General features: G+C 39.0%; 27 protein-coding genes and 1 pseudogene. 10 read left to right on the forward strand and 18 right to left on the reverse strand.

The window, feature by feature from the left end; translation table 11 throughout:
• Positions 1-21: 21 nt before the first annotated feature.
• A pseudogene (locus tag MKX67_RS21065) lies at positions 22-1,378 on the reverse strand (TIGR00366 family protein).
• A 173-nt stretch (positions 1,379-1,551) separates the two neighbouring features.
• On the opposite strand from MKX67_RS21065, the gene MKX67_RS21070 reads away from it, so the two are divergent.
• Together MKX67_RS21070 and MKX67_RS21075 are read left to right on the forward strand one after the other, a co-directional pair.
• Positions 1,552-1,893, forward strand: coding sequence for a nuclease-related domain-containing protein (locus MKX67_RS21070; RefSeq protein ID WP_341098028.1), 342 nt, complete (start codon positions 1,552-1,554; stop codon positions 1,891-1,893).
• 346 nt (positions 1,894-2,239) lie between these two features.
• A complete protein-coding gene (locus MKX67_RS21075) occupies positions 2,240-2,485 on the forward strand; it encodes a hypothetical protein (RefSeq protein ID WP_342488731.1) in 246 nt (81 codons plus the stop codon).
• A 12-nt stretch (positions 2,486-2,497) separates the two neighbouring features.
• On the opposite strand, the gene MKX67_RS21080 is transcribed toward MKX67_RS21075, so the two are convergent.
• The 5 genes from MKX67_RS21080 to hpaI all read right to left on the reverse strand — a co-directional run bounded on the left by MKX67_RS21080 (position 2,498) and on the right by hpaI (position 8,481).
• Positions 2,498-3,388, reverse strand: a complete 891-nt coding sequence (locus tag MKX67_RS21080; protein WP_342488732.1) for a hypothetical protein — start codon at positions 3,386-3,388, stop codon at positions 2,498-2,500.
• Positions 3,389-3,515: 127 nt separating this feature from the next.
• A complete protein-coding gene (gene hpaD, locus MKX67_RS21085) occupies positions 3,516-4,505 on the reverse strand; it encodes a 3,4-dihydroxyphenylacetate 2,3-dioxygenase (RefSeq protein ID WP_342488733.1) in 990 nt (329 codons plus the stop codon).
• A gap of 13 nt (positions 4,506-4,518) precedes the next feature.
• On the reverse strand, positions 4,519-5,991 hold the full coding sequence (hpaB, locus tag MKX67_RS21090) for a 4-hydroxyphenylacetate 3-monooxygenase, oxygenase component (protein ID WP_342488734.1): 1,473 nt from the start codon (positions 5,989-5,991) through the stop codon (positions 4,519-4,521).
• Between the two features lie 12 nt (positions 5,992-6,003).
• Positions 6,004-7,524, reverse strand: a complete 1,521-nt coding sequence (hpaE, locus tag MKX67_RS21095) for a 5-carboxymethyl-2-hydroxymuconate semialdehyde dehydrogenase (RefSeq protein ID WP_340976668.1) — start codon at positions 7,522-7,524, stop codon at positions 6,004-6,006.
• A 27-nt stretch (positions 7,525-7,551) separates the two neighbouring features.
• Positions 7,552-8,481, reverse strand: coding sequence for a 2,4-dihydroxyhept-2-ene-1,7-dioic acid aldolase (gene hpaI / locus MKX67_RS21100; RefSeq protein ID WP_307316121.1), 930 nt, complete (start codon positions 8,479-8,481; stop codon positions 7,552-7,554).
• Positions 8,482-8,636: 155 nt separating this feature from the next.
• On the opposite strand from hpaI, the gene MKX67_RS21105 reads away from it, so the two are divergent.
• The 4 genes from MKX67_RS21105 to MKX67_RS21120 all read left to right on the forward strand — a co-directional run bounded on the left by MKX67_RS21105 (position 8,637) and on the right by MKX67_RS21120 (position 11,772).
• Positions 8,637-9,524 (forward strand): LysR family transcriptional regulator, encoded by an 888-nt coding sequence (locus MKX67_RS21105; RefSeq protein ID WP_307316125.1) that lies wholly within the window; start codon positions 8,637-8,639, stop codon positions 9,522-9,524.
• 301 nt (positions 9,525-9,825) lie between these two features.
• Positions 9,826-10,614, forward strand: coding sequence for a fumarylacetoacetate hydrolase family protein (locus MKX67_RS21110; protein WP_322909913.1), 789 nt, complete (start codon positions 9,826-9,828; stop codon positions 10,612-10,614).
• Complete coding sequence (locus tag MKX67_RS21115) at positions 10,611-11,363, forward strand: fumarylacetoacetate hydrolase family protein (RefSeq protein ID WP_251162244.1); 753 nt, start codon at positions 10,611-10,613, stop codon at positions 11,361-11,363. Before MKX67_RS21110 ends, MKX67_RS21115 begins: the two co-directional genes overlap by 4 nt.
• Positions 11,364-11,376: 13 nt before the next feature.
• Positions 11,377-11,772 (forward strand): 5-carboxymethyl-2-hydroxymuconate Delta-isomerase, encoded by a 396-nt coding sequence (locus MKX67_RS21120; protein WP_095371696.1) that lies wholly within the window; start codon positions 11,377-11,379, stop codon positions 11,770-11,772.
• Positions 11,773-11,915: 143 nt separating this feature from the next.
• Here MKX67_RS21120 and MKX67_RS21125 read toward each other — a convergent pair whose 3' ends face one another.
• Positions 11,916-12,365, reverse strand: a complete 450-nt coding sequence (locus MKX67_RS21125) for a GNAT family N-acetyltransferase (RefSeq protein ID WP_342488735.1) — start codon at positions 12,363-12,365, stop codon at positions 11,916-11,918.
• Between the two features lie 288 nt (positions 12,366-12,653).
• Between MKX67_RS21125 and MKX67_RS21130 the strand changes: the two genes are divergently transcribed.
• The 4 genes from MKX67_RS21130 (at position 12,654) to MKX67_RS21145 (ending at position 17,174) form a co-directional block, all read left to right on the forward strand.
• The gene (locus tag MKX67_RS21130; protein WP_095371694.1) at positions 12,654-14,009 is read left to right on the forward strand and encodes a sigma 54-interacting transcriptional regulator; all 1,356 of its coding nucleotides are present in this window, start codon (positions 12,654-12,656) and stop codon (positions 14,007-14,009) included.
• Between the two features lie 220 nt (positions 14,010-14,229).
• Positions 14,230-15,522: a citrate:proton symporter gene (locus MKX67_RS21135; RefSeq protein WP_342488736.1), complete on the forward strand. Its 1,293-nt coding sequence runs from the start codon at positions 14,230-14,232 to the stop codon at positions 15,520-15,522.
• Positions 15,523-15,547: 25 nt separating this feature from the next.
• Positions 15,548-16,855: an acyclic terpene utilization AtuA family protein gene (locus tag MKX67_RS21140; protein WP_095371692.1), complete on the forward strand. Its 1,308-nt coding sequence runs from the start codon at positions 15,548-15,550 to the stop codon at positions 16,853-16,855.
• A 4-nt stretch (positions 16,856-16,859) separates the two neighbouring features.
• On the forward strand, positions 16,860-17,174 hold the full coding sequence (locus MKX67_RS21145) for a hypothetical protein (protein WP_095371691.1): 315 nt from the start codon (positions 16,860-16,862) through the stop codon (positions 17,172-17,174).
• A gap of 48 nt (positions 17,175-17,222) precedes the next feature.
• Here MKX67_RS21145 and MKX67_RS21150 read toward each other — a convergent pair whose 3' ends face one another.
• The 11 genes from MKX67_RS21150 to MKX67_RS21200 form a co-directional block, all read right to left on the reverse strand.
• Complete coding sequence (locus MKX67_RS21150) at positions 17,223-17,411, reverse strand: DUF6440 family protein (RefSeq protein WP_095371690.1); 189 nt, start codon at positions 17,409-17,411, stop codon at positions 17,223-17,225.
• A 110-nt stretch (positions 17,412-17,521) separates the two neighbouring features.
• Positions 17,522-18,010, reverse strand: a complete 489-nt coding sequence (locus MKX67_RS21155; protein ID WP_233435191.1) for a small multi-drug export protein — start codon at positions 18,008-18,010, stop codon at positions 17,522-17,524.
• A gap of 106 nt (positions 18,011-18,116) precedes the next feature.
• Complete coding sequence (locus MKX67_RS21160; protein WP_322909771.1) at positions 18,117-18,842, reverse strand: hypothetical protein; 726 nt, start codon at positions 18,840-18,842, stop codon at positions 18,117-18,119.
• Between the two features lie 14 nt (positions 18,843-18,856).
• The gene (locus tag MKX67_RS21165) at positions 18,857-19,873 is read right to left on the reverse strand and encodes a LytTR family transcriptional regulator DNA-binding domain-containing protein (protein WP_342488737.1); all 1,017 of its coding nucleotides are present in this window, start codon (positions 19,871-19,873) and stop codon (positions 18,857-18,859) included.
• 966 nt (positions 19,874-20,839) lie between these two features.
• Positions 20,840-21,913, reverse strand: a complete 1,074-nt coding sequence (locus MKX67_RS21170; protein WP_342488738.1) for an FAD-dependent oxidoreductase — start codon at positions 21,911-21,913, stop codon at positions 20,840-20,842.
• Positions 21,913-22,242, reverse strand: coding sequence for a (2Fe-2S)-binding protein (locus MKX67_RS21175; protein WP_342488739.1), 330 nt, complete (start codon positions 22,240-22,242; stop codon positions 21,913-21,915). Before MKX67_RS21175 ends, MKX67_RS21170 begins: the two co-directional genes overlap by 1 nt.
• A gap of 32 nt (positions 22,243-22,274) precedes the next feature.
• Positions 22,275-23,333 carry an FAD-dependent oxidoreductase gene (locus tag MKX67_RS21180; protein ID WP_342488740.1) on the reverse strand — a complete coding sequence of 353 codons (1,059 nt, stop codon included), beginning with the start codon at positions 23,331-23,333 and terminating at the stop codon, positions 22,275-22,277.
• Entirely contained in the window at positions 23,323-23,646 is a 324-nt protein-coding gene (locus tag MKX67_RS21185) for a (2Fe-2S)-binding protein (protein ID WP_341098043.1), read from the reverse strand. Before MKX67_RS21185 ends, MKX67_RS21180 begins: the two co-directional genes overlap by 11 nt.
• A 13-nt stretch (positions 23,647-23,659) precedes the next feature.
• On the reverse strand, positions 23,660-24,460 hold the full coding sequence (locus MKX67_RS21190; protein WP_224936669.1) for an ABC transporter permease: 801 nt from the start codon (positions 24,458-24,460) through the stop codon (positions 23,660-23,662).
• Positions 24,457-25,371, reverse strand: a complete 915-nt coding sequence (locus tag MKX67_RS21195) for an ABC transporter permease (RefSeq protein WP_322909775.1) — start codon at positions 25,369-25,371, stop codon at positions 24,457-24,459. Before MKX67_RS21195 ends, MKX67_RS21190 begins: the two co-directional genes overlap by 4 nt.
• 4 nt (positions 25,372-25,375) lie before the next feature.
• Positions 25,376-26,443 carry an ABC transporter ATP-binding protein gene (locus MKX67_RS21200; RefSeq protein WP_224936671.1) on the reverse strand — a complete coding sequence of 356 codons (1,068 nt, stop codon included), beginning with the start codon at positions 26,441-26,443 and terminating at the stop codon, positions 25,376-25,378.
• Positions 26,444-26,454 lie beyond the last annotated feature (11 nt).

Consider the following 26,454-nt stretch of genomic DNA (forward strand, 5'->3'; position numbering starts at 1 on the left):
GCTTTTCTTATAGGGGATTCTCTAGTAGACAAAATAGATAAGAATAGTAGTAATCATGCCGACCCAAACACTCAACAAAATACAATAACCCATTATATGGCGAATATGCAGACCAACAACACTTAATATAGGTAGAGCCCAAAAGGGTTGAATGAGATTCGTCCAACCATCTCCCCAACCGACAGCCATTGCAGTGATGGCATGATTTACTCCTAGTTGTGCTCCTGCCGCTACTTGTAATGGACCTTGTAATGCCCATTGTCCCCCACCAGACGGGGCGAGTAGGTTCACCGCGCCTGCAGTCCAATAAGTAAAAACACCAAAAGTATCTGATGTGGCCACATTGGTTATCCAATTGATAATAGACTCGGCTATCCCTGAGCTACCGAGTACCGCAATAATGCCAGCATAGAACGGAAATTGCAAAATAATCGGTGATATCGATGAGGCCGCATCCTTAAACGCTTCTGCATATTGAGTAAGCGACTGATGAAATAATAAACCTAAAGATAGAAACGCAAGATTAATAATATTTAAATCTAAATCTCTACCATTCCAAAATGAAACTAGTAAATAAATGAGTCCAATCAAACCTGTTACCGTCCCCCAAACCTTCGATCGCTCTAACTTCATAGCCGGACTATCTATTTTCTGTTCCTTTTGTCGAGAAGTTACCTTTTTTTCTTTTTCTACAAAAGGAATAATGTCTTTTTTTGGTGCCATTAATATGATGAATAGTGGCATCGTTATCACTAAGGCAATAAGAATCGTCATTGTACCTGGATGAAATATTGTCTCGGAAGTTGGAATGACACCAATAACACTTTGAAGAAAATGACCTTCTGTTGCCACTGATAATCCAATTGAACTCGATAAACCAGCTGTGTACAATACCGTGGGTGCATATGCAGCTGCTACCAGTAATGGAAAATGCGCCTGCTGATTTCTTTTACCAACCTCTCGGGCGATGATTGCACCGACAATGACCGCCAATCCCCAGTTAATATAATAGGCAAATGAGGATACGAGAAAGGTGAGAATATAAGCTTGATTTGCACTTTTGGCTAATGATGCTACACGGCTGAGAAAACGTTGGATAAAAGGGACTTTAGCTAATGCCATTCCCGTCATTAATAATAAAACCATTTGCATAGTAAAGGTTAAATAAGTCCAAAAACCATCACCGAAAGACTCCACAATCACCAATGGCTCACTTGGATTCATGATTAAAGCAAGACCCATCATGAGTAACATCAGAATAACAGCAATGACAAAGGCATCCGGTAAAAATCTCTCAACCATTTTTGAAAAACGGTGTGCTAATCGATTCATTCACTACCCCCCCTAACATGCTCGTCAGCACTAGGCTGTAGTACATGGTATGAACGAGAGAAAAGGGATATACGCTTTATTTTCTCAAAAGTTTGTCCAAACTCTATTTGGTTACAAAACTTTAATTATGTAACACACTTAAGAATCTTTCACATGCTCTAATGTAATAGTTAACATGGCGAACTTTCTCCTTTATAATATAAGAAAAAGTAGGAAAGGATGATTTTGATTGCCCATTATGAAACCTCTATACCCTCCCCAACAATTCCGTTTTCTTCTTGCACTCCATGCTCGAAAGGAATTATCGTCAGACCACCTTCAACACCTACAAGCAATGAAAAAGGAGCAGATGGTGAAATACGTTGGACAACCCTCTTAAGCGAACTGCCAGATGACATTCCCATTCTTTATGATCTCAATTTAGAGATTAACCAATCCATTATTCAATTGGATGCTCTTTGTATTCTGCAGAATAAAATAGTTATTTTCGAAATTAAAAATTTCAGTGGAAATTATACACTGGTTGGTGACCAATGGCTTAGTCCTTCAAAAAAGAAATGAAAAGTCCACTCATCCAAATCAAACGAATGAACCACTCATTCACCAGTTTCTTAAGAGGTACCAGCTCCCCATTCCCTTTGAATACCAACTCATATTCGTTAATCCCAAATTTATTTTATATGGTGCAAAACCAAATGAAAGTATCATTTTTCCTGGACAAATTCCTCCATACCTTGACTCATTAAAAAAACAAACTATCTCTCCAACATTACTTCACACTAAAATCATCGAGACATTATTAAACAACCACAAAAACAAACTAAACATGCTTGTTAAACCAGAATATCATTATGAAGAATTAGCGAAGGGTGTGTTTTGTAATAAGTGTTGTGGGAGGATGGAGCGATTGAGTAAAAAAACTTTTTTATGCAAGAAATGCTCCCATTCGGGATTTGTAAATGACATCATCTTAAACAATATTAAAGACTATTCAATCCTATTTCCTGAGAGGAAAATTAAAACATTAGATATGTACGAGTGGATTGGGAAGCAAGTAAGCACTGCCATTATTCATAGAATTTTGCAGAAAAACTCTAAAAGATTCGGAAATGGCCGAGCAACCTATTACGAACTCATAAATAGCTATTTTTAACCGTACCTCAGGTCATGAAATTCCTTGATTAAACAAGAGACTAAACACTTTTTTGACGATTTGGGGCAAAGCCATAACTAATGACCGAAGAAAGAAAAGTCGTGGCTCTACCTTTTTTTCCCGGCTTATCTTTTCTTTCTTAACCAGATTAGGCGCGATTCTTCCTTTTGCCCTACTTATCTTTTCTTTCTCAACCAGATTAGGCGCGATTTCTCCTTTTTCCCTACTTATCTTTTCTTTCTCAACCAGATTAGGCGCGATTTCACCCTTTCCACTAATTATCTTTTCTTTCTCAACCAGATTAGTCGCGATTTTACTCTTTTCCCTACTTATCTTTTCTTTCACAACGAGATTAATCGCGATTCTTCCCTTTGCCCTACTTATCTTTTCTTTCCCAACGAGATTAGTCGCGATTCTTCCTTTTTCCCTACTTATCTTTTCTTTCACTGCCAGATTAGTCACGATTCTTCCTTTTACTCTACTTATCTTTTCTTTCACAACGAGATTAGTCGCGATTCTTCCTTTTTCCCTACTTATCTTTTCTTTCACTGCCAGATTAGGCGCGATTCTTCCTTTTACCTTACTTATCTTTTCTTTCACAACGAGATTAGTCGCGATTCTTCCTTTTTCCCTACTTATCTTTTCTTTCACAGCCAGATTAGTCGCGATTCTTCCCTTTACCCTACTTATCTTTTCTTTCACAACGAGATTAGTCGCGATTCTTTCTTTTACCCTACTTATCTTTTCTTTCTCATCCAGATTAGTCGCGATTCTTTCTTTTACCCTACTTATCTTTTCCTTCACAACTAGATTAGTCGCGATTCTTCCCTTTACCCTACTTATCTTTTCCTTCCCAACGAGATTAGTCGCGACTCTCTCTTTTCCTCTACTTTTCTTTCCCATCCAGATCAGTCGCGACTATTCCTTTTTTAGATGAAACGACTCGCAGTCATTCTATTTTCAAAAAAATTAGCTTTCTTACTAGAAATAGAGGGAGTGCTTCCAATGAAGACTCACTCCCTCTCTCCCATTACACAATAAATATCGGTTTAGCCTGCTTCAATTTCCCTGCCACAGTTTCAAGTGGTTTGCCAGTGTGTACATCTAGAACGGTTGATGCTTCATTAAACCAACAGTCCGGTGCTGCTGCACCCCAGAATGTTTGGCGGCGTTTGTCGTTGAGCTCCCAACGTATTGGTTTGAAGTCGGGATCGCTCGTTAAATAATCGCCATTATATAGCTCGATACGGTGGCCATCTGGGTCTCTTAAATAGAGGAAAAAGGCATTGGATAAGCCGTGTCTTGCTGGGCCACGTTCAATATTTTCTGCATAACCTAGTGCTGCTAGCACATCACAACCATGAATTAGGCTCATCGGATCACTGAGCCAATAGGCGACGTGATGTACACGAGGGCCTTCCCCATTCATAAAGGCGACATCATGGACGGATGGTTTTCGATGAATCCAGGCTGCCCAGATTTTATCCTCTTCAGTTGCCGTGTATTCTGAACAAGAGAAACCGAGTTCTTTTGTATAAAAATCATAAGCGGCTTCCACATCAGAGACCATATTATTGAAATGGTCAATCCGTTGGGCCTTTGCGCCTTGATATAAATCGTAGCGTTGTAATAGGCGCTCAACTGTATCCATTTTCGCAAAAAATTCTAACGGGATTCCTGAGACATCTTGTACCCGTAAAGCCCTGCCAATGGCATGCTGGATCCCCTCTTCTAACCACTTTGTCTTCATACCGTGCTTTTCAAACATAGCTGCCAATGCATCTAAATCAGCATCTGACCTTACTTTATAGCTTGTGACTTCAACATGTGGTGCGTCTGCTTTCTTCAACACTAGACTATGATGAACATGTTCCTCTAAGCCTCTTAAATAAATCGTATTTTCATCCGATTCGGTTTCTACTAAACCAAGCCCTTTGATATAAAAATCACGTGATCGTTCTAAATCGGTCACATGTAAAATCGCTCTAGCCGTGCGAATAATATCAAAATCTACACTCATCACGCGCTCCCCCTTAAACGTTTAAAAACTTTGAATTGGACGCTTTGCCTAAAAAGTCTTGTACTCTGGCCTTTAGCTCATCCTTCGCTTGATAATGATCAAAGTAGGTCATCCCCATACGGATAGGATCGCCGAAGAAGTAGTATTCATAATGCATTTGCCTACTGCCAAATGCACTCATCGTGATATCCCAAGCCAACCTAAATAGTTGAACTCTCTCGTAACCTTCTAGATTCTTCCCTTGTAATCCACGGTGAATAATATTACCAATTTCTTCATTTTGAAAATCAGCTTGTGTTGGAATTCCCATTAATCCTGATGCACCTAGTACACGCAGAATTTCTATGAGACGAGGATAAACTCTTGGGTACCAGTTACGTGCAGCATCGAGTGCCTCGTAATCAGGTGTCATGGTCCCCCACTTATCGAGCTTTGCATTATGTTCAGCACGGTACATATGAGATTTCATCGTTTCAAGTGCCAACATGATTTCTGTTCCTTTGTCTTTCACATGTTGGAAACTATCAATACCAATGGCATCCATCATCGACAAAGCTACTCCAAGTAAAAATTCTGTTTTAATGATATTTTTTGAAACGACTTGGTGCGACATATGCACGACCGCATTTGTTTCGCGGAAGGTGCGGTTACAAATTGATGAATTCCCGCACACAAATACACGCTCCCACGGAACAAATACATTTTCAAATGAAACAATCGCATCTCCTTCTTCAAAACGGGAGCTAAGTGGATGGTCATAACCATTTCTCCCATAATCGAATGATTCCCTACTAATAAACTTCAATCCTGGGGTATTATTCGGAATGGCGAACGCTAAAGAATACGGATCATCCAATTCACCTGCTTTTTTCACAGTCGATGGAAATACAAGAATTTCATCAGTGATACCGCCTTGCGTTGCTAATAAACGGATACCATCCACATATATCCCTTCATCTGTTTTCTTCACTAAATGGAGGGCGACATTGGCATCCTTCTGTTCATGTTGTGCCTTAGCCCTGTTCACTTGTGGATGAATCAATGTATGTGTCAAACTAATATCATTTTCCCTAGCAAATTCGTAATACTTACGTGCGTTTTCTGCGAACATCGGATCTGCTTCAGCAAATAATTCATTTGATACACCCATGGCCATCACTTCTGCATTCAAGTAATCGGGGGAGCGCCCCATCATACCGCCTGATGTAAGGGCCCACTCTTGAATGGCTTCTCGTCTTTTTATTACATCTTCAATCGTTTTTGGTTGCAACCAAGTCATTCCTACTTGTTCACCTGTTGTCGGTGATGTGTAAAGCATTTTTGCCGGTTTCTCAAACTGCAAATCATATAGATCTGCCATTGATTTCACGACACCTTTTAAACCGGGATGTGTTGTTACATCTTGCACTCTTTCGCCGTGCAAATAAATATTATTGCTCGCCTTTTTTAGTCGCTCGATATATTGCTTTCCATTCTTTGCCCCCATCTATTCCCCTCCTTATTTTTTCTTACCGAATTGTGGAATATGGTGATCACTGATGGCGACATGAATGACCTTAGGTTCTGTGTAAAATTCGAAAATGGCATAATGTCCACCTTCTCGTCCGATACCACTCGCCTTCGTTCCACCAAACGGAATTCGTAAATCCCGTGTGTTTTGCGAATTTATCCAAATCATGCCTGCCTCTACAGCTTGGGCCACACGATGACCACGCTTAATATCATTCGTCCAAACGAAGCCAGCTAAGCCATATTTCACGTCGTTTGCCACTTTGATGACCTCTTCTTCTGTTTCAAATTCAATCACAGCCATCACTGGTCCGAAGATTTCTTCCTGGCAAACTTTCATATCATTCGTCGCGTTTAATAATAAAGTTGGTGGAACATAATTACCGGCAGAGAATGCTGCTGGCACATCCCCTTGGAAAACGTCACAGCCTTCTTCTCCCGCGATTTCAATATATTTTTTCACTTTATTATAATGGGCTGTTTCAATCAGCGGGCCAAGTTCAGTGGCCTTATCCATGGGATCACCAACGACGATATTCTTCACCCGCTCTTTAAGTGCTGCAACGAACTTTTCTTTAATATTTTTGTGCAAAAACACGCGGGAGTTCGATGTACAGCGTTCACCGTTAAAGGAGAATATCCCCCAAACAGCTGCATCAAGGGCGCGATCTAAATCGGCATCCTCAAAAACAATCAACGGTGATTTCCCGCCTAATTCCATTGAGGTTTTCTTCAACGTATCGGCAGCATTTTTAATAATGGTCGAGCCAGTCGTTGTTTCACCCGTAAATGAAATCGCTTCCACATCAGGATGACGAACAAGTGCATCTCCGGCTGTTTCCCCGAAACCATGGACAATATTGAATACCCCTTTCGGCAAACCTGCTTTTTGTATCACTTCAGCCAGTTTATTTGCCGTTAAAGGAGATAGCTCCGCAGGTTTAAGGACGACCGTATTCCCTGTCGCTAAAGCAGGGGCCACCTTCCATGTTTCTAACATAAACGGCGCATTCCACGGAGTAATTAACCCCACCACCCCAAGCGGTTTATAGATTGTGTAATTGATAAATTCATCGTCCACTTGATAAGCTTCACCATGCAAGGTCGATTCAACCATTTTCGCGTAAAATCGGAAGTTCATCGCTGCACGTGCCGCTTGTTTTTTCGTTTGACTGATTGGTAACCCTGTATCAATCGCTTCTAATCTCGCAATCTCTTCCGCTTCTTCATCAATAAGGTCAGCGATGCGGTTAATATAAACCATCCGCTCTGAGATTTTCATCGTTTTCCAAATTGTCTCGAAAGCTGTCTTCGCACTCTCAACTGCAACATTAATATCTTCCTTATCGCCTTCAGCTACAAGATTAATTGTTTCATTTGTAAAGGGACTTAGATTGGCAAATGTTTTCTTTGAAACACTATCAACAAATTCACCATTGATAAATAAGGATACATCCTCAACTGCAAAATTTTGCTTTGATTGATTCGTCTCAGTCACATGATTAGTCATATTGTTTCACTCCTTGTTTAAATCACTTTACTTCTGCACGACACTACCAGGAAGGTCCACATAATGTTTTAAGACTTCTGCAATTTCATCTTGCAAGCTCTGCGTAGGTAAATCCATCGGAAGTCTAAGTACCGGCTTAATTTTGCCCATTTGACCAAGTGCTGCTTTTAATGGTGCAGGATTCGTATCTTTGAACAAAACATCATTCAACTGCATGAGTTCGTAATGCAAGTTTTGCGATCGTTCTACATCGCCAGCTTTCCATGCATCATAAATCGCTGCCACCTTATCTGGGACAATATTTGCTGTTGCGCTAATATGTCCTGCGCCACCAATGGCCAGCATCGGATAACATAACAGTTCAATTCCTGAATAAAGTAAGAAGTCACGACCGCAATTCAGAAGTACACGATTCACATGTTCGAAGTCCTTATTCGATTCTTTTACACCAATAATATTTGGACAATCTTTACTTAACTTCGCAAGTGTTTCCACATGCATATTTGTGCCTGTTCGACCTGGGATGTTATAAACGATGAGGGGGAGATCTGGTACAGATTCAGCGACAAGTTTAAAGTGCTTATATAGCGCATGTTGCGAAGGTTTATTATAATAAGGAACAATGATTAGGGCAGCATCTGCACCCATCTCTGCTGCTTTTTTTGTTAAGTACAATGTTTCCTGATGGTTTGTTGAGCCTGTACCTGGTACAAATGGTACTCTTCCGTTAATTGTTTCTTTCGCCACTTCCATCACTTTCAATCGTTCATCGATTGTTAATGAACTTGGTTCTCCAGTTGTTCCTGTAACAGAAATACCATGACTTCCGCTTTCAATATGCCAATGGATGAGCTTTTTAAATGATTCAAAGTCTATCGATTCATCTTCATGAAATGGTGTAATAATCGGTGCGATCGAACCTCTTAATCTTTGTTTTACTTCAGCAAACTTCGTCATTTACAAACACTCCTTCTTTAAAGTTATTTCTGAAATTTTTGAATATTTTATTGTAAGCTCTTTCATTTGCAGTTTAACATGTGTTAGATTATATAAAAAATATTGTTTTTGTTTGTTTTGGATATAAAAAAAGTATCGTTTCAAGGAGGGACAATATGGACATAAAGCAGCTGCAATACTTTTGTACAATTGTTCAGGAAGGACAAATCACACGCGCAGCAAAGAAGTTACATATGGCACAACCCCCACTTAGCCACCAACTAAAACAACTAGAAGAAGAACTCGACGTTAAATTATTCGATCGCATTGGTAGGAAGATGGAACTGACCAAATCAGGTAGCGTCCTTTATGATCGTGCCTTGCAAATATTATCTGAGTTAGATGAAGCTAAAAACGAAGTCAAAGAAACAAATGAAGGAGTGAAAGGAAAGCTTTCAATTGGTGCGAGCAAATCATGTTTCGCCTTTTTACCAGACCGCCTACGGGCGTTTCGTGAAAAATACCCTCTCGTTACTTTTCAGTTAAGAGAAGGCGATACTTACTACATTGGCGAGCTGTTGAAAAATCGCGAAATCGAACTAGCTGTCACTCGCCTTCCACTAGAGATGGATGATATTGAGATGATTCGCTTTCCGACAGAACCTTACGTACTAGTCATTCCAGAATCATGGCAACAACATATCCACAACAAGACCTCCATCAAAATGATAGATATCAAAAACTTCCCATTACTCTTACTCCATCGCATCAATGGCAAAGGTCAATTCGAAATCGTCACAAATGAATGCCGACGTCACGGCTTCGAACCGAAAGTGATTTTGGAGTGCCCTGATGCCTCTATGCTTTTATCTCTTGTTACTGCTGGGGTTGGTGCAACAATAGTACCTAAATCTACATTGCAATCCTATTATGCAGATAAAGCGATTGTCATAGAGCTAGAAGATGCAACCATCCAATCGGAATCGGCCATTATTTGGTTGAAAAATCGTTACCTCTCCAAAAGTGCGAGTCGGATGATAGAGACCTTTCAAACAAACGTTTGATTGAATATTTTCTAACAGCAATTAGAAGAGAACACCTTCTAAAGTGAAGTTTGGTATATTATGTTTTTTTGTATGTCTGACTCGATTCCCTCTCTTACCACTAGATTTGAAGTAATCAAAAGACAAATTTCAGAGATTTCAAATATAAAAAAGGATAGATTTTACCGTAATGGGTGATTCCACTTGGCCCATTAGGATATTTTGTAGAAAAGGATGCAATTTATTTTACATTATTTGAAATATTTAAAATAATCAATTATGATTTAATCATTATTTTGTTAAAGGAGTGTTGATCACATTGATGAAAGCAATGATGAGATATAATGGACAATTCTTTTTACAAGAGGTTTATGTCGATTCTACTAAACAACTAATAACCCGAGGAGAAGAGACAACTCCAATTGAACAGCTTGTCGTCCATCCTCCAGTATCTGGAACGATTTACGGAACATTACTTAATTACAAAGGTGAGTTAGAAGCAATTGGTTCAGCTGTTTATGAAAGCCCTTACCAACAACCACCGAAAGCACCCATTCTTTATATCAAACCAGTCAATACAATCAATTACCATCAAGCGAGCATTCCTATGCCAAAAGAAGAAGATACCTTACAAATAGGCGCTGCCCTTGCAGTAGTCATCGGTAAAAAAGCAAGCAAAGTATCAAAAGATGAAGTACAAAATTACATTTTGGGCTACACAATTGCTAATGATGTCAGTATTCCACATAGCAGTGTTTACCGTCCTGCCATCAAAGAAAAAGCGCAAGATGGATTCTGCCCAATCGGTCCATGGATTGTTGATCAAAAAGAGGTGGCGAACCCTGACGACTTAGACATTACCGTCCATATCAACGGAGAGTTAAAGCAACAGCAAACAACTAGAAACTTAATCCGCCCCGTCGCTGAGCTAATCGCAGAGGTTACTTCCTTTATGACCTTATTTGAAGGCGATACATTACTAGTCGGTGTACCAGAAAGCCCTCCACTTGCTCGTAATGGGGATATTGTCAGAATAACGATTGCTGGCATCGGCTCACTTGAAAACCAAGTTGTTATCACAAAACAACAAGTAAAGGAGAATACGATATGAAAACCGCACGTGTCGCCTATAAAGGGAATATCCATGAGGCAATAGAATGGTACGGTAAGCTACAATTAGATACGGGCGCCATCGTTTCAGAGGATGATGTTGTTTGGCTCCCTCCAATTGTGCCACAAACGATTTTTGCATTAGGACTCAACTACGCCGATCATGCGGCAGAGCTTTCTTTTAACGCACCGAAAGAGCCCCTCGTTTTTTTAAAAGGACCTAATACACTTATCGGTCATAACGGGGAAACTTTCCGCCCTGCCGATGTTACCTATATGCATTATGAATGTGAATTAGCAGTTGTCATTGGTCAATCTGGTAAAAATATTCAAGAAAAGGATGCTTATAACTATGTCGCTGGATATACTGTGGCCAATGATTACGCCATCCGCGATTATTTGGAAAACTACTATCGCCCGAACCTACGTGTGAAAAATCGTGATACATTGACACCCATCGGCCCCTGGTTTGTCAGTGCAGATGAGATAAAAAATCCAATGAATCTCACTTTACGCACCTATGTAAATGACAGTGTCGTCCAAGAAGGAACAACGAAAGATATGATTTTTAGTATTCCAAAGCTCATCGCCTATTTAAGCAGTTTCATGACACTCAATAAAAACGATATCATTCTCACTGGGACACCAAAAGGTTCAGTCGATACGAAAGTGGGCGACACGGTCATCACTGAAATCGAAGGCATCGGCCGACTCAAGAACACCATTATAAGCGAACCTGTCTATCAGTGAAAGGAGGATTTTCATGCCACATTTCATTATTGAATATACGAGCAACATCAAAAACGCTGCACATATTCCCGCCTTATTAGAGAAAGCGAACAAAATCCTCATCAGTAAATCGCCTACTTTTCCAATAGGTGGGATCCGTTCAAGGGCCATTGAACTAGAAGACTATTATATTGCAGATGGTCAGGCAGACGATGCCTTCGTTCATGCAACACTCAAAATCGGCTCCGGACGAAGTGAGCAGGTAAAGGCATCTGTATGTGACGAACTCTTTACTATGATGAAGGATCACTTCAAGGAACTATATAATCAACGCTATTTTGCTTTATCAATGGAACTGTATGAATTTAGCGAAGCTGGTACGTATAAGTGGAATAATATTCATGGTCGGTTTAAACAGCAACCGAGATAGGCATTATTATGAGGACAAAGAAAAAATATCAATTAAAACAACAAAATATTTAGTACACCAAAAAGCCTTGGATTTCAAAGCTTTTTGGTGTCTTTAATAAGTTGTTCTACATTTAAAGCAAAGGGTTTAGATTTTATTTACTCTCATTTAATTGTGTACTTAAATAAGAGTTCCCCATTATTAGGGTCCCTTTCATTCATACATTCGAACCCAATACTTTCGTATAAGCGATAGGCCGTTTTATTTTCATCAATGATACTTAAATATATCACGTTTACCCCATATTCTTTTGACACGATATCAATAAGTTTCTTCATCGCAGTTTTCCCATAGCCTTTGCCTTGATTGTTTTCATCGATCATTATTCTATCAATCCAAGTCTCTTTATTAGGACCAAAAGAACCGTACATAGCAAATCCGATCATTTCTTCATCCAAATATATAGCTACTGGATGCCACTCTCGATGGGCATTCGCTTCATTTAAACATTCATCTACGGTTTCAATGAACTTTTCTTGTCCAGACTTTAATTTTATATTTCTAACGTTGTATTCATTTGTAACATCTATATCTTTAAAATGCAGTTTACTCATGTATAAATTAATCCTCCAACACTTAAATCTAATTTTTAAAATTTACTTCCGTATGTTGAAATCTTACCATAAGTATCACAAACCTTTGTATTTTCTCACCTGACATCCCCATCACTATTCAAATAGTACCCTCATTTACAGGTTGCTATTTTAAGTCTGCAAATATCACTTCATCTCATTCTCAGGGAATTTACTATGGTGTTTTAAACAACTAGATTCGTAGGTAGTACAAACTCTTCAATTGCCATATAATTTAAATATTCCGTATTTTTTAAGGAGTTGAGAATTATGCAATTACAAAATAATAAGATTGGCTGGCTTGAAGGGATTATTGAGGCCATTCATGATGGGATTCTGGTAATCGATCACGTTGGTGTGGTGCAATTAATAAATGAGGAGTATACACATATTACAGGTGTCAGTGCAGAACAGATAGTAGGAAAGCTATTACAAGAGGTACGACCAGGAGCACTTCTGCCCACTGTTTTAAAAGACGGATTGGCACGAGAAGGTGTATTCCGAAAAGAAATGACAATGGAATATGTTGTTGATATGGCTCCCATTTGGGATCAAGGGAAAATCATTGGTGCCGTTTCTGTTTGTAAAAGTATTCCTGAAGTTTATCGGTTAAATAAAGAGCTGAAAAAAAGTCGTAAACGAGTCACTATGCTTGAGAGAGCCGTTGGTAGAATTCATCAGGCAAAATACACCTTTGCAAATATTATCGGTAGTGATGTGCAATTAAAGCAGACGATAGAACAAGCCAAAAGAACCGCACAAACAGATATGAATATTTTATTATCCGGTGAATCTGGTACTGGCAAAGAGCTTTTCGCACAGGCCATCCATAATGAAAGTAAAAGACGTGTAGCACCCTTTGTTCCAGTTAATTGCGCTGCTATCCCAAGCTCCTTATTAGAAAGCGAGCTTTTTGGCTATGAGGAGGGAGCTTTTACTGACTCTAACCGCGACGGAAAGATTGGGTTATTTGAGCTTGCCAATCACGGCACGCTATTTCTCGATGAAATCGGTGATATGTCATTTGAGCTTCAGGCCAAGCTTTTGCGGGTCTTACAAGAGGGCTCTTTTAGAAAAATTGGTGGTCTCGAGGAACAAACGGTTGATGTTCGAGTAATTGCAGCAACGAATAAAGAATTACAAAGCATGGTAGAAAAAGAACGATTCCGCGAAGATCTTTTTTATCGAATTAATACGGTTCATTTAACCATACCTCCTCTTAGGGAAAGAAAAAATGATATTACAGAAATCATCGCCTTTTTATTAAAAAATGAAGCAGACATTACTTTTGATCCAGAAACCATATTTATCCTCCAACACTACCATTGGCCAGGGAATATCAGAGAACTGAAGAACGCGATTCAATACGCCATTAGTATGTGTGATCATCAAGTCATTCGCCAGGAACATCTACCTGACACAATAAAGAAAGCGTTTAATGCAACTCAACAACAATCAATAACGCTCCAGCCACTAGAAAAAATACTGAATGACACAGAGAGAACAGCCATACAAAGTGTACTTAATCAAACAGGAACGACAGTGAAAGGAAAAAAGAAAGCGGCAAAAATCTTAGGTATATCACTTGCTTCCTTATATAACAAATTAACTAAATATCATATTTAAGCCTGCTTTCTAAGGAATTAGAAATCATCATCCCATTTCTAATTTTCTAGAAACAACGCCATCACCTGTATAGAAGGACTTCTTAGACCTTCATGTTTCTAATTCTTTAGAAATGACAATTTATCATTTTAAAAAATCTCTTTCCTATCAAGGCTTATTTTTTGGCATAAATCATGCATAACGAAATGTAAGCGCTTAATACAGTTAAGGAGGTTTTTATTTGTTATCCATCATGGGGTTCTTAACCATCGCAATTTTTCTTTATTTAATTTTATCGAAAAAAGTGTCTGTGATTGTCGCTTTAATATTAGTCCCCGTTTTCTTTGGGCTTTTCACAACTGACTTGAACAGTCTCGGCGCGATGATTCTTGAAGGGGTCACTTCAGTTGCACCAACAGGGATTATGCTTGCTTTTGCCATTCTTTTCTTTGGTCTCATGAGTAAAGCGGGCCTTTTCGATCCCATTATTTCTAGAATATTAAAGCTTGTAAAAGGGGATCCGTTAAAAATTGTCATCGGTACAGCCATTATTGGAATGGTCACACATTTAGATGGCTCGGGTGCTTCTACATTCCTTATCACGATTCCTGCTTTACTTCCTTTATACGAACGTTTAGGAATGAACCGACTTGTGCTCGCAGGTGTGGTGGCCCTTAGTGCTGGGACAATGAATATCGTTCCATGGGGTGGTCCAACTGCACGCGCATCAAGTGCACTTGGTATAGATACGGCAACATTATTCAATCCCCTGATTCCTGCTATGATCGCTGGGCTTATTTGGGTGCTATTTGTTAGTTATTACTTTGGTAAGAAGGAAAGGAATCGCATCGGTATTCAGAACTTTCAATATGATTTTAATCAGGAATTAAGCGAAGAGGAAAAAAAGGCAAGAAGACCTAAACTTCTTTGGCTCAACTTACTTCTTACTATTTTAACCATTGTTGCATTAGTAAAGGTATGGCTCCCTCTCCCAGTTGTTTTCATGGTCGCCTTCGCCCTTGCATTAGTTATGAATTATCCGAACCCAAAAGAACAGCAAGAACGAATTACCGAACAGGCTACAGGGATGGTTACAGTAGTTTCAATTATTTTTGCAGCAGGTATCTTCACTGGTGTTCTTTCAGGCACAGGCATGATTGAAGCAATGGCCAATACACTTGTATCTATTATTCCTGAGAGCACGGGTTCCTTTATGGGCCTAATAGTTGCGGTTACAAGCATGCCTCTCAGCCTCGTCTTTACACCAGATGCTTATTATTTCGGTGTTTTGCCAGTTCTGAGTGAAACAGCCGCCAACTACGGGGTAGCCGCTGAAAATATTGGTCGTGCAGCTATATTAGGGCAGATGACAACTGGATTCCCTCTCAGTCCATTAACTGCCGCTACCTTTTTACTTTTAGGATTAGCCAGAGTAGAGTTAGCTGATCATCAACGATTTATTTTCATCTGGGCTTTTGGCACAACCATTGTAATGACAATTGTTGCTCTTATTACCGGTGCAATTGCCATCTAATTATATATAAAAAGGAGTGTTCAACTTGCTTCGAATTGGATCAGGAGCAGGATTTGCGGGTGACCGTATTGATCCTGCCATCTCTTTAATAGAAAATGCACAACTTGACTACCTAGTATTAGAAGGATTAGCAGAGCGAACCATTGCGCTATCTCAAAAACAGAAACAGAAGGATGCCAACAAAGGGTATAACGAATATCTCGAAGACAGAGTTCGCCCACTACTCCCTTCTCTTTTAAAAAATAAAGTCAAACTTATCACAAATATGGGGGCGGCTAATCCAATTGCCGCAGCAAAAACTATTTTACAAATGGCTCGAGATTTAAACCTTACATGTAAAGTTGCAGCGGTTTCAGGCGACGATGTCTTAAACGATTTAAACTTTCATCAATTCGAAACAGAAAATGGAGAAAATTTAATGACATTTGAACCCATTGTTTCGGCTAATGCCTACCTTGGCATTGAAGCGATCTTACCTGCTTTAGAAGCAGATGTAGATGTGATTATTACAGGTAGAGTGGCTGACCCTTCACTTTTTTTAGCGCCACTCGTCCATCACTTTCAATGGAATCAAAATGACTTTGACTTGATGGGGCAAGGGACTTTAATTGGACATTTACTTGAATGTGCAGGGCAAGTGACAGGTGGATATTTTGCTGACCCTGGCCTGAAAGAAGTAAATAACCTAGCAGATCTTGGATTCCCCTTCGCCATCGTAGCTGAAGATGGCAAGGCGATAATTACAAAACTCCCTAATAGTGGTGGTGTCGTCAATACTCAAACAGTAAAAGAGCAATTACTTTATGAGGTGCATGACCCAAGTCAGTACTATACCCCTGATTGTATTGCGAATTTTAGTACAACACAAATGGAAGAAATAAAACCAAACGAAGTGCTTGTTTGGGGAGCTACAGGTAAAAGAAAACCAGATACACTGAAAGTATCTATCGGTTACCATGCAGGTTACCTTGGAGAAGGTATGATTTCTTATGCCGGATCAACTGCCGTCAATCGCGCCAAACTGGCAGAATGGGTGATAAACGAGAGATTACGTGCCAATGTACCTCAATTACGAACAGACCTAATCGGCTTAACGGCTCTTCATCATACAACTTATACTCACACAACACCTTACGAAGTCACTGTGAGAGCTGCCGCTTTATGTAAAGAAGAGCAGACAGCCAAAATGATTGGACATGAAGTTGAAGCACTCTATACAAACGGACCTGCTGGAGGGGGCGGGGCACGGAAAAAAACAGAAGAAGTGATAGGAATCGTTTCTACCTTTATTGATCGCTCAGCAATTACAATTCATACTGAAATAATGGAGTGATAAGATGGCAACAGTTAAATTATTGCACATTGCACATAGTCGAACAGGGGATAAAGGGGATACACTGAACTTCTCCCTCATCCCCTATAACGAAAAAGATTACGCTTCTATCGCCGAACAGGTGACAAGTGAGAAAGTGAAAGACCATTTACAAGCAATCATCAAGGGCGAAGTAATCAGATATGACCTCCCCAACTTACATGCTTTTAATTTCGTTTGCACAAATGCCCTTCTCGGTGGTGTGACGACTTCCATCGCATGGGATGCTCACGGAAAAAGCATCAGTAGTGCCCTATTAGAAATGGAAATAAATATTTAAATGAAAGAGTTAGAAACGACTGTTTCTAACTCTTTTTCGCATAAGAGATTACTCTGGTTTCTTTACAACAACCTTCCCGTTTTCATCTAACAACGGTGTAAGTCCACTTCCGCCTGTACTTGCCCATGTATGAACATAATGGACCCCGGTTTCACGATCAACGAGGATAGAAAGCAGCCCTGATGAGTAACTTTCTTTCAATATTTCTACAAAACGGGTCTCTCTTTTTTTAAACACATCAACACTCCTTACAAAAATTCATTATCATCGTATTTAGTAAGATGATTGACCATAATACAAAGCATACTGATAAAAGTATTTGTAATAGTAAGTGGAAGTATTTCATTTTAGGAGAACAAATTTATACCAGACATGATTAAAATTCCAATAACAAGTGCCTGTGCTATGATAGCAATGGTTGCCCATAAACTGACATAGCTTTTCTTTGCTCCTCCTGCTAAGCCGATTGCTGCCGAAATATGAAATCCCCATAGAAGACCTGCTAAAGAAACGCCAGGTACACCGTATTTTTCAAAATATTTCTTTGCTTTCATCATGCGTTTACTTGGTTCTTTCTCCTTTTTCTTTCCTTTCATCAACTTTGACCTCAGCGCATTGATCACCCAGATAAAAGCCATGACTGAAACCCAGTTCCCTAGTATCGCTACTAAAATAACAGGGATTCCAGGAAATCCTAAAAGAAACCCAAATGGAATGGCACCGTATGATTCAAAAAATGGGATGAGCGATAAAACAAAAATACTTAGTAACTGTAGAAATAAATTATCTTCTAGTGCCGGCATTAAATTCAAATAGAATTCTTGTATGTCTTGCATCATTTCTCCCCTCTCATGTTTGCCTACTTTTAGTATGAAGGATAATCCCTTCTATATCAGCAACTTCTGCACGAAAGGAGGGAAATTCATTCCGAGTGGAGACGATTTATGCCTCAATGGAGGCCTTTTTTTCCCTTTTCTTTATGAGGAATAGCAAAGCAATGCCACCCCAAATGAATGGCACAATCATAAACTTCAATACAGAGGTAAAGTCATCATTTTCAATCAGAGTAAGACCACGTTCGATATGATAATTGGGAAAAAGAATCGTTAACTTATTCAGGAGCGAAGAATAAACAAATCCTTCTATTAAGAAATAAACAATCATAATTGGCCATCCATATAAACTTACATCGATTGTATTTTTTGCATATTCAGCGATAGCAGTCCCTATTAAAAGCCACATACTGAAAATTGGGATGGTAAATATACTGGCCATCAGTATTTGCGCTAAACTATAGCCATAAATAATCATACCAATAGTGAACAAAAGATAAGACATACTATAGGTAACGATGGATTTAGCTAAGAAAATATTTATTCGCCTTATCTTCATCAAACGATATAATATGCCTGTCCCCTGCTCTTTTTCTTCAACCATTAAGTTCCCTTGTGTATACATTGTCACCAATATACTAATAAAACTAAGTAATGAAGTCATGCCTTTGAAAAAGGTAATCTGTTCATTTGAAAAGGTGATGGTCAAATTATTTAATACATAAATGAAAAAAATCATCGCGAAGGCAGTGAAAAAGAGTAATAATACTTGCCCATTAAAGCGCAAATCTTTTAGTTCCCTTATCATTAAAACCTTAATTTGCTGTACATTCATGCGAATCACCCCTTTTACCAGTTCAACAGTTCTTTTAACTCCCCATATCGTGATTTGGATAAAGGAACCGTCTTTTCATTTTCCAATGTGAGGCTATAACTATTCTTACTCCATACCACAACTTCCCTAACACGCTGCAAATTAACTAAGTAGGAGCGATGACAGCGAAAAAAACCGTAAATATGTAATCTCGTTTCAATGTCCTTCATTGAAACAGTTGATATAAACTCTTCATTATTCACATGGAGAATAGTTTGTCTATCTCGCGTTTCCACAAAATCAATCTCTAATGGATCAAATAGAATAAATTTATCGTCTGATTTAGCTGATATTTTCTCGAATCTTTGTTGGTAAATCGTTTCGTCCTCTGTGCCACTAGCTTCCTTTTCCTCAACTTCTTCTTCAGCTTCCTCTTTATATTCAAGCCGCTGTAGTCCTCTATCTGTCAATCGGAATACTTTTGTCCCTAAACGAATGCTCTCTTCTAAAGAGGATGTAAGAATAATAATGAAACTATCCTTTTTCAACAATTCATTAAGAATACGATTCAATACCTGCTTCGATTGGAGATCAATGTGATAAGTAGGTTCTTGAAAAATATAAATGGTCGTAGGTTGAATCAAACTGCGTGCAAATTGTAATCGTTTTTTCTCTGAGAATGTTAGTCCTTTGTTTTTCTTATTACGGACTTCATTTAATTCAGCAAGCGCTAAAATCCTCTCTATATCTACTCTTACACCATACAAGTCACACCAAAAACGAATCGTTTGCTCGGGGGTTAAACGTTTATATTCGCCCATATTCGTCCGGTAAAAGAATAAATCCTCCGCCCCACGGAGAACACTGTCTGAGAGACGGATTTCATTTGTCATATAACTTCTATCTTCCTCCATTAAGGATAAAAATGCATGCATATACTCCATGTCTGCTTGAATCGCAACCACATCTTTTTTTTCAATGGTCAATTGTATAGAAGGCAAGACAACTGTATTGCCAGCGACCTTCCCAAAACCTTCAAAAATTAATGACATATACACTCTTCTCCTTCTGAACCTATTTATTATGACGGATTTCTAGAAGTGGTACCTTCATAATGAACGAAAAAGAGGAAAAAGCAAACGAAAAGGGAGCAAATCTTGGTTAAACTCATCCTTTTATTATTTACACCTCAACGAGTGGCCATTCATTTTATCCCGGTGTATAAAACTGATACTTTATTGTATTGAAGGAAATTATAAGGAATGAACTGTTTTTTCATCTTGATGAAAGCTGTGAGACATACTAGTCGTCTAAAGGGGAGTACGCGATCATTCAGCCGAAAATTCACCATAATATGATTGGAGAAGTAGGGAAATTTTGACTCCTTCCGGGAAAGAATAAAAATGGGGTACAGAAGATGGCTAATATTATAACGATCAAGAGAGAAAAGGGACATTTTGAAATACCATGTGGCAAGATTGATTTACTATCTCACCACATTTGATTAAGGAAATAAACAATATTTAAAAATAACCGTTAATTGTTCCCAGGTCTCAGCTTCGCGAACGCTGACTCCCTACAATTAGAACCTGATAGTGGCTATGGATTAGCTAGAGAAACGTGGTTACTTTTCTCACAGCCTTCCCCGGGGAAATATTACGTAAGAAAATCCAATGATTAAGAATTGTTTCATTATATTTTAAGAGGAATATTGCGATATGCGCGACTACCTCAATCACACCCCCCTATTTAGTCGCGTACTCATAAACTCCTTCAAAGCTACTTTGAGAGTCTCCCTCCTCTCTTCAACAAAATTCTACATTTCCAATCATTTTCCGGGAAATAAGATAAGCATTCGACTAGAAACAATTATTTTCCGTAAGATAAGAAGCAAGAAATTAAATATATTTCACACATCATGTGCAAAAAGGAAAAACGCCTTAGGGAATCAGGAAAAAATATGGTAATCACAACTTTGATTGCGACAAAAGTAACCGTTGTTGTTCCGTTTCTTCTCTTCAGTCAAACCGACTAATCCCATACCTCTCAATCGGAATTGAAGTTTCCTTATCAATTATTAACTCCGTAATTAATGTGCCTATAAGCGGTGATAGGGTTACACCACTGTGGGTAGCTGCTACATATAGGTTCTCTATATTAGGAACGGCACCAATGATAGGAAATCCATCTTCCGGCATGGCACGTATGCCAGAGAAAGCACGAACAATTTTTGCTTTTTTAATGGCTGGCACATAACGGATGGCCATATTGGCTGTTTCTTGCATTACATTAAGTGTGGTGGAGCGATCAAATCCTTTATTTTCCATGGAATACCCCATCAAAACCTCACCATTATTTGCTTGTCTAAGACCGCTCACTGTATGATTCAGAAAAGGTTTAAGCGGTTCGGAAACTAAAATTTGTCCCCTTACTTGATTCATTGGAATATGAACATCAATCATTTTCCCCAATTCTCTGGACCATGTTCCCCCAGCTAGAATAAGCCTTTTACATCGATAAGTATCCTTCGTTGTTGCTACGATAAACCCACCATTGATTTTCTGAAGGTCATGAACAGGGTTATACGTTGAGTATTGCACTCCTTTTCTTTTAGCTGCTCTCATATACATATCTATGAGTCGAAAAGGATTTACATTTCCATCTATGGAGCTATAGGTGGCTCCTTCGACATCCGGATTCATGAATGGCTCTTTTTCCAATACCTCTTCTTTTGATAATACTTTAATATCTATGCCAATTTCTTTATATGCTTCTGCTAGTTTCATTGCCTTCATTCTATCCTTTTCATGAAAAAATGGTGATAGTCCGCCTGTTCGTTTATATTCGACATCACCAATTTTTTTCGATAGATAAGGATATAACTCAGCACTATAATAATTCAATTCTGCATACCATGAAGGTGTTTTATTATGCACCCATACCCATGCCTGAGTAGAGCCAGAAGTACCTGCTAAAGGGTATTTTCGATCAATGACTAATATACTTTCTTGGCTTCTTTCTGATAGATGATAGGCAATCCCGCTACCCACGACTCCTCCACCTATCACAATTGTATCGAATTGAGTGTTCATCACTTCACCTTCCCATCTGTCAGCTCTATTTCATCAAGTACAGACTTGACTGTAGAAAACTGTTGGCTATCTGTCGCTAATGCCTCCAAACTGACAGGCGAAATTGGCATCCGAAAACGAGGTGGATAAATTTGTTCCATCGACAACCCTGTTTGCTTGTGTATCACTTCCGCTACTAATTTACTGCATATTTTTGACTGACATGCACCCATACCACAACGAGTTATTCTTTTAATATCATCAAATGTTCTTCCGCCCTGATTGATTACTTCTTCTATTTCTTCATAGCTTATTTCTTCACATCTGCAGACAATTACTGACTTATCCATTCAATCCCCTTCTTATCTTCAATTTTAATAATCTAAGAAATAAATTGATCTTTTAATTGTGGTGTGGAAAATTGTTTAATATGCTCTTTTCTTGCTGAAAATGTATCGCTCCCTTCTTCATCCTCTAACTTACTATATAGCGAATTCCTTACTACTTCAGTTTCTTCTGGCGGTAATGATTGAAGCGCTTCACACACGCTAGCAGCCGCTAACATTCCCGTTAGAATAAGTGCGGAATGATTACTGACTCCAGCTGCATTTCCTGTGACATATACATGATCCTTACTTGTTTGAAGTTGATGATTGTAAACAGGAAGCCAGCCCCCGAGTTCTGCTTGATATCTAAGGGCACAGTCCAATTGATACACGATATCTAATATAGGAGATTGTCCCCCATCTATTAGAACGATGTCAGGCTTTAAGGTGATCATCCCATGAGGAGTTTGTATGTCAATTTCTTCTAGCTTCCCATTGCCTCTAGCCTTCATAATTGAGCTATTTTCATACAACGGTATATTCATATCCACGAAAGTGGGGTTTCCTAACTGTTTGTTTTGTTTTACTATAGCGACGATATTTACTTCTACACTAAGCAGAAGTTCACAAACATCGCTGGCAAAGGAGTTATCACCATAAATCACTGCTGAAGATCCTGGTTTTACTCGATCCCGATTCACTACACTTTGTGCTGCTCCTATCGTCATCACACCTGGTAAGGTCCATTTAGGAAAAGGTATCGCATTTTCAGCTGCCCCTGTTGCGATGATGATTTTTTCAGCAAATACCGGGAAAACATCTTTATCATTTGTCACACCAATCTGTCCATCTTCATATACACCAATGACACGATGACCTAACAACCACTCCACTGCCAGTCCTTCTAACCGTTCCACTAAAAATTGAGCAAGCTCAAAACCTCTCATGTTTGGGAATATATCGGGTAAAGCTAACATTTGGCTTTGTTGCCATAATTGCCCGCCTGCTTGTTGATGTTCATCGATGATTAGAACACATAGACCTGTCTTGGCTACTTCATAGGCTGCAGTTAAACCGGCGGGACCAGCTCCAACAATTAATACGTCAGCCTTCATCAATATCTCTCCTTAATTCGGGGTCTTCTAGCCCTTCACTTATTTTCATCCCATCTCTTACTTTCCTCATACAGGTTTTCACGTGATCTTCTCCGTCCACAGTCATATAACAACTACAACATCTACCCTTTGAACAAAACATTCCCCTTGCTTGAACGAGCTTCCTACTTTGCCCTAGCTTCTTCACATCATTGGCCATTAATGCACCAGCAATCGATTGGTTTTCATAGGCTTCAAGGGGTTGCTCATTCAAATAAATAGTAATGGGTTTGTTCAATTGCTCACCTAATATTGGATGCTCTTTTATATGCACGACTTTCACCTCTCTAATTTTTAGAAGAGAATATTTTCCCTACTCCCATCACCCGCTCAATTATAATCATTAGAACGACCGTCATAATGATCATGATGCTAGACACCGAGGCGATAATGGGATCATATTGATATTGCATATACGTATAGATTCGTACCGGTAATGTCACTACATCCGTACTTACGATAAAGAGGGCTACGGTTAAGTCGTCAAACGATGTAATGAATGCAAAGATGGCTCCTGCAATAACCCCGGACTTAATCACCGGTAAAGTGATTTCAAAAAACACTCGAATAGAACTGGCGCCTAGATTCATTGCGGCCTGTTCAATCACTCGGTCAAACCCAACTAAACTAGCAACAACTAATCTCATTACAAATGGAACAGTTAATATAATATGTCCAAGGATTAATGACAGTGGGCTTGTTGCTAGTCCAATCCATGAGTAAAATTGTAATAGCGCCACACCAAAGACAACTGAAGGTATAAGTAAGGGTGAACCAATTAACTGTACAATCGCATTTTTCCCCTTAAACTCCCTTCGAACAACTGCTAAAGCAGACATGGTACCAATGATTGTTGCAATGATTGCTGTGCCAAAAGCTACACTGATACTTAAGATGAAGGAATCGATAAATTCCGGATGTTCGATTAGCTCTATATACCATCTCAAAGTAACGCCTTCAGGTGGAAAAACGATATATTCTGTCGTGGTTAAAGATGATAATAAAACGACGACAATGGGTGCCAATAAGAATAAATACACTATTAAACAAGAAAGACTTAGTAATATGCTCGGTAACTTTTTCTTCATTGGATCGCCACCCCTTTTTCCGATTTGCTAAGGACTTTACTGTATATAAGGATGGTGATGGTAGCAACTAAGATCAATAAGAAGCCAATCGCCCCACCATAAGGCCAGTTCATCATAACAGCCACCTGTTCATAAGTAATATAGGACATCACTTTCACTTGTGGTCCCCCTAGAATAGATGGAGTAACGAAGGAACTAACGCTTAAACTAAAGACCATTACCGAGCCTGCGAAAATGCCGGGTAAAGTTAAGGGCAATACAATCGACACAAACGTTCTTAAGTTACTTGCCCCTAAGTTTTTTGAAGCGCGAATAATAGAAGGATCAATTCTCTCTAAAGCTCCCATAATACTTAACACCATATAAGGAAATAGCACATGTACCATTCCGACAATTACACTAAATTCACTATAAAGTAAGGGAGCCGGTTCATTAATCAATCCCGTTGTCATTAGGGTTTGATTAATCACCCCATTATTCGATAGTAAGATGACCCAACCATAACAACGAATAACCATACTAATTAACAAAGGAGACAGAACCAGCAATGTTAAATAATTTTTCATCCGAGGCTTGGCCTTCGTTATTTGGTAGGCAACAGGATAAGAAATAATAATTGTAATGATTGTCGTAATCAAACCAATTTTTATTGTTCGCCAAAGCACACTTATATAAAAAGGATCAGACAAAAATTGAATATAATTCGCTAGCGTCCACTGATTGCCAATCCCAGTACCAGCATCAAACGTTTTAAAGCTAGTAACAAATAAAAAGAACAAGGGGAGCAAGAAAAAGAAAAGAAAGATAGCTAGTGTAGGAATGAGCAGCAACCATGTATCTCTCCGTTTTTTAAGGTTCTTTTTCTTTTGCATAAGGACGATTTCATTATCTACGCGTGTATTTAACTCCATTTCCTTACCTCACATTCCTAGAAGGCAGGATATCCTCTGCTTGCCAGAAGGTTTGCACTTTACTGCCTTCTATAATTGAGTGTGGATTTAAAGCTGTATTCGGAATGTCTGCAATTAAATCTTTATCTTCTACTTTAAGGAAATACCTTGTTTTAGCACCTAAGAACATTTTCTTCATTACGATCGATTGAAATCCCTCTCCCTCATGTTTTTGAGTAATGACAATTTTTTCTGGTCGAACAAAAAAATCAAGTTTCTCATTCGTTCGGAGTTGGAAAGGAAGTAACTGTTCATCTCCGTAGAAATTAACTCTACTTTCATTCCCATTCTCCCCGCCTACTACTACGCCTTGTATTTTATTAACTTCTCCAATAAATTGAGAGACAAAGTCCGTTTTAGGTTGATTATAGATGGTTATTGGATCATCGACTTGTTCAATTCGCCCTTCATACATCACGGCAATCCGGTCAGATATGGCTAAGGCCTCTTCTTGGTCATGTGTAACAAAAATAGTCGTGATACCTACTTGCTTTTGAATATCCACTATCTCTTCACGCATTTCTTGTCGTAGCTTCGCATCCAGATTACTTAAAGGTTCATCAAGCAACAAAACTTTTGGCTTGATTACTAATGCGCGGGCTAATGATACCCGTTGCTGTTGCCCACCTGATAATTCCTTAGGATACCTTTTTTCATAGCCAGCTAACCGAACCATGTCTAATGCTTCTAACACTCTTTTTTTTGCTTCTACCTTTGATACTTTTCTCAATTTGAGCCCATATGCAATATTGTCAAACACAGTCATATGTGGGAATAACGCATAATTCTGAAATACCATCCCCATTTCTCTTTTGTTAGCAGGAAGCAGATGAACGGCTTGTCCATCTACCTCTATTCGTCCTCCATCGACATCCAGAAAGCCAGCAATCATATTTAATGTCGTTGTTTTCCCACATCCAGATGGACCAAGAAAAGAAATTAACTCCCCCTTACTAATTTCTAAGGTTAGATCCTTCACTACTTCTGTACGATTGAATGTTTTCACTAAATTGTTTATCCGCAAGTAACCCATAATTGATTCAC

The organism is Cytobacillus sp. FSL W7-1323 (assembly GCF_038595015.1).
GTDB classification, from domain to species: domain Bacteria; phylum Bacillota; class Bacilli; order Bacillales; family Cytobacillaceae; genus Cytobacillus; species Cytobacillus kochii.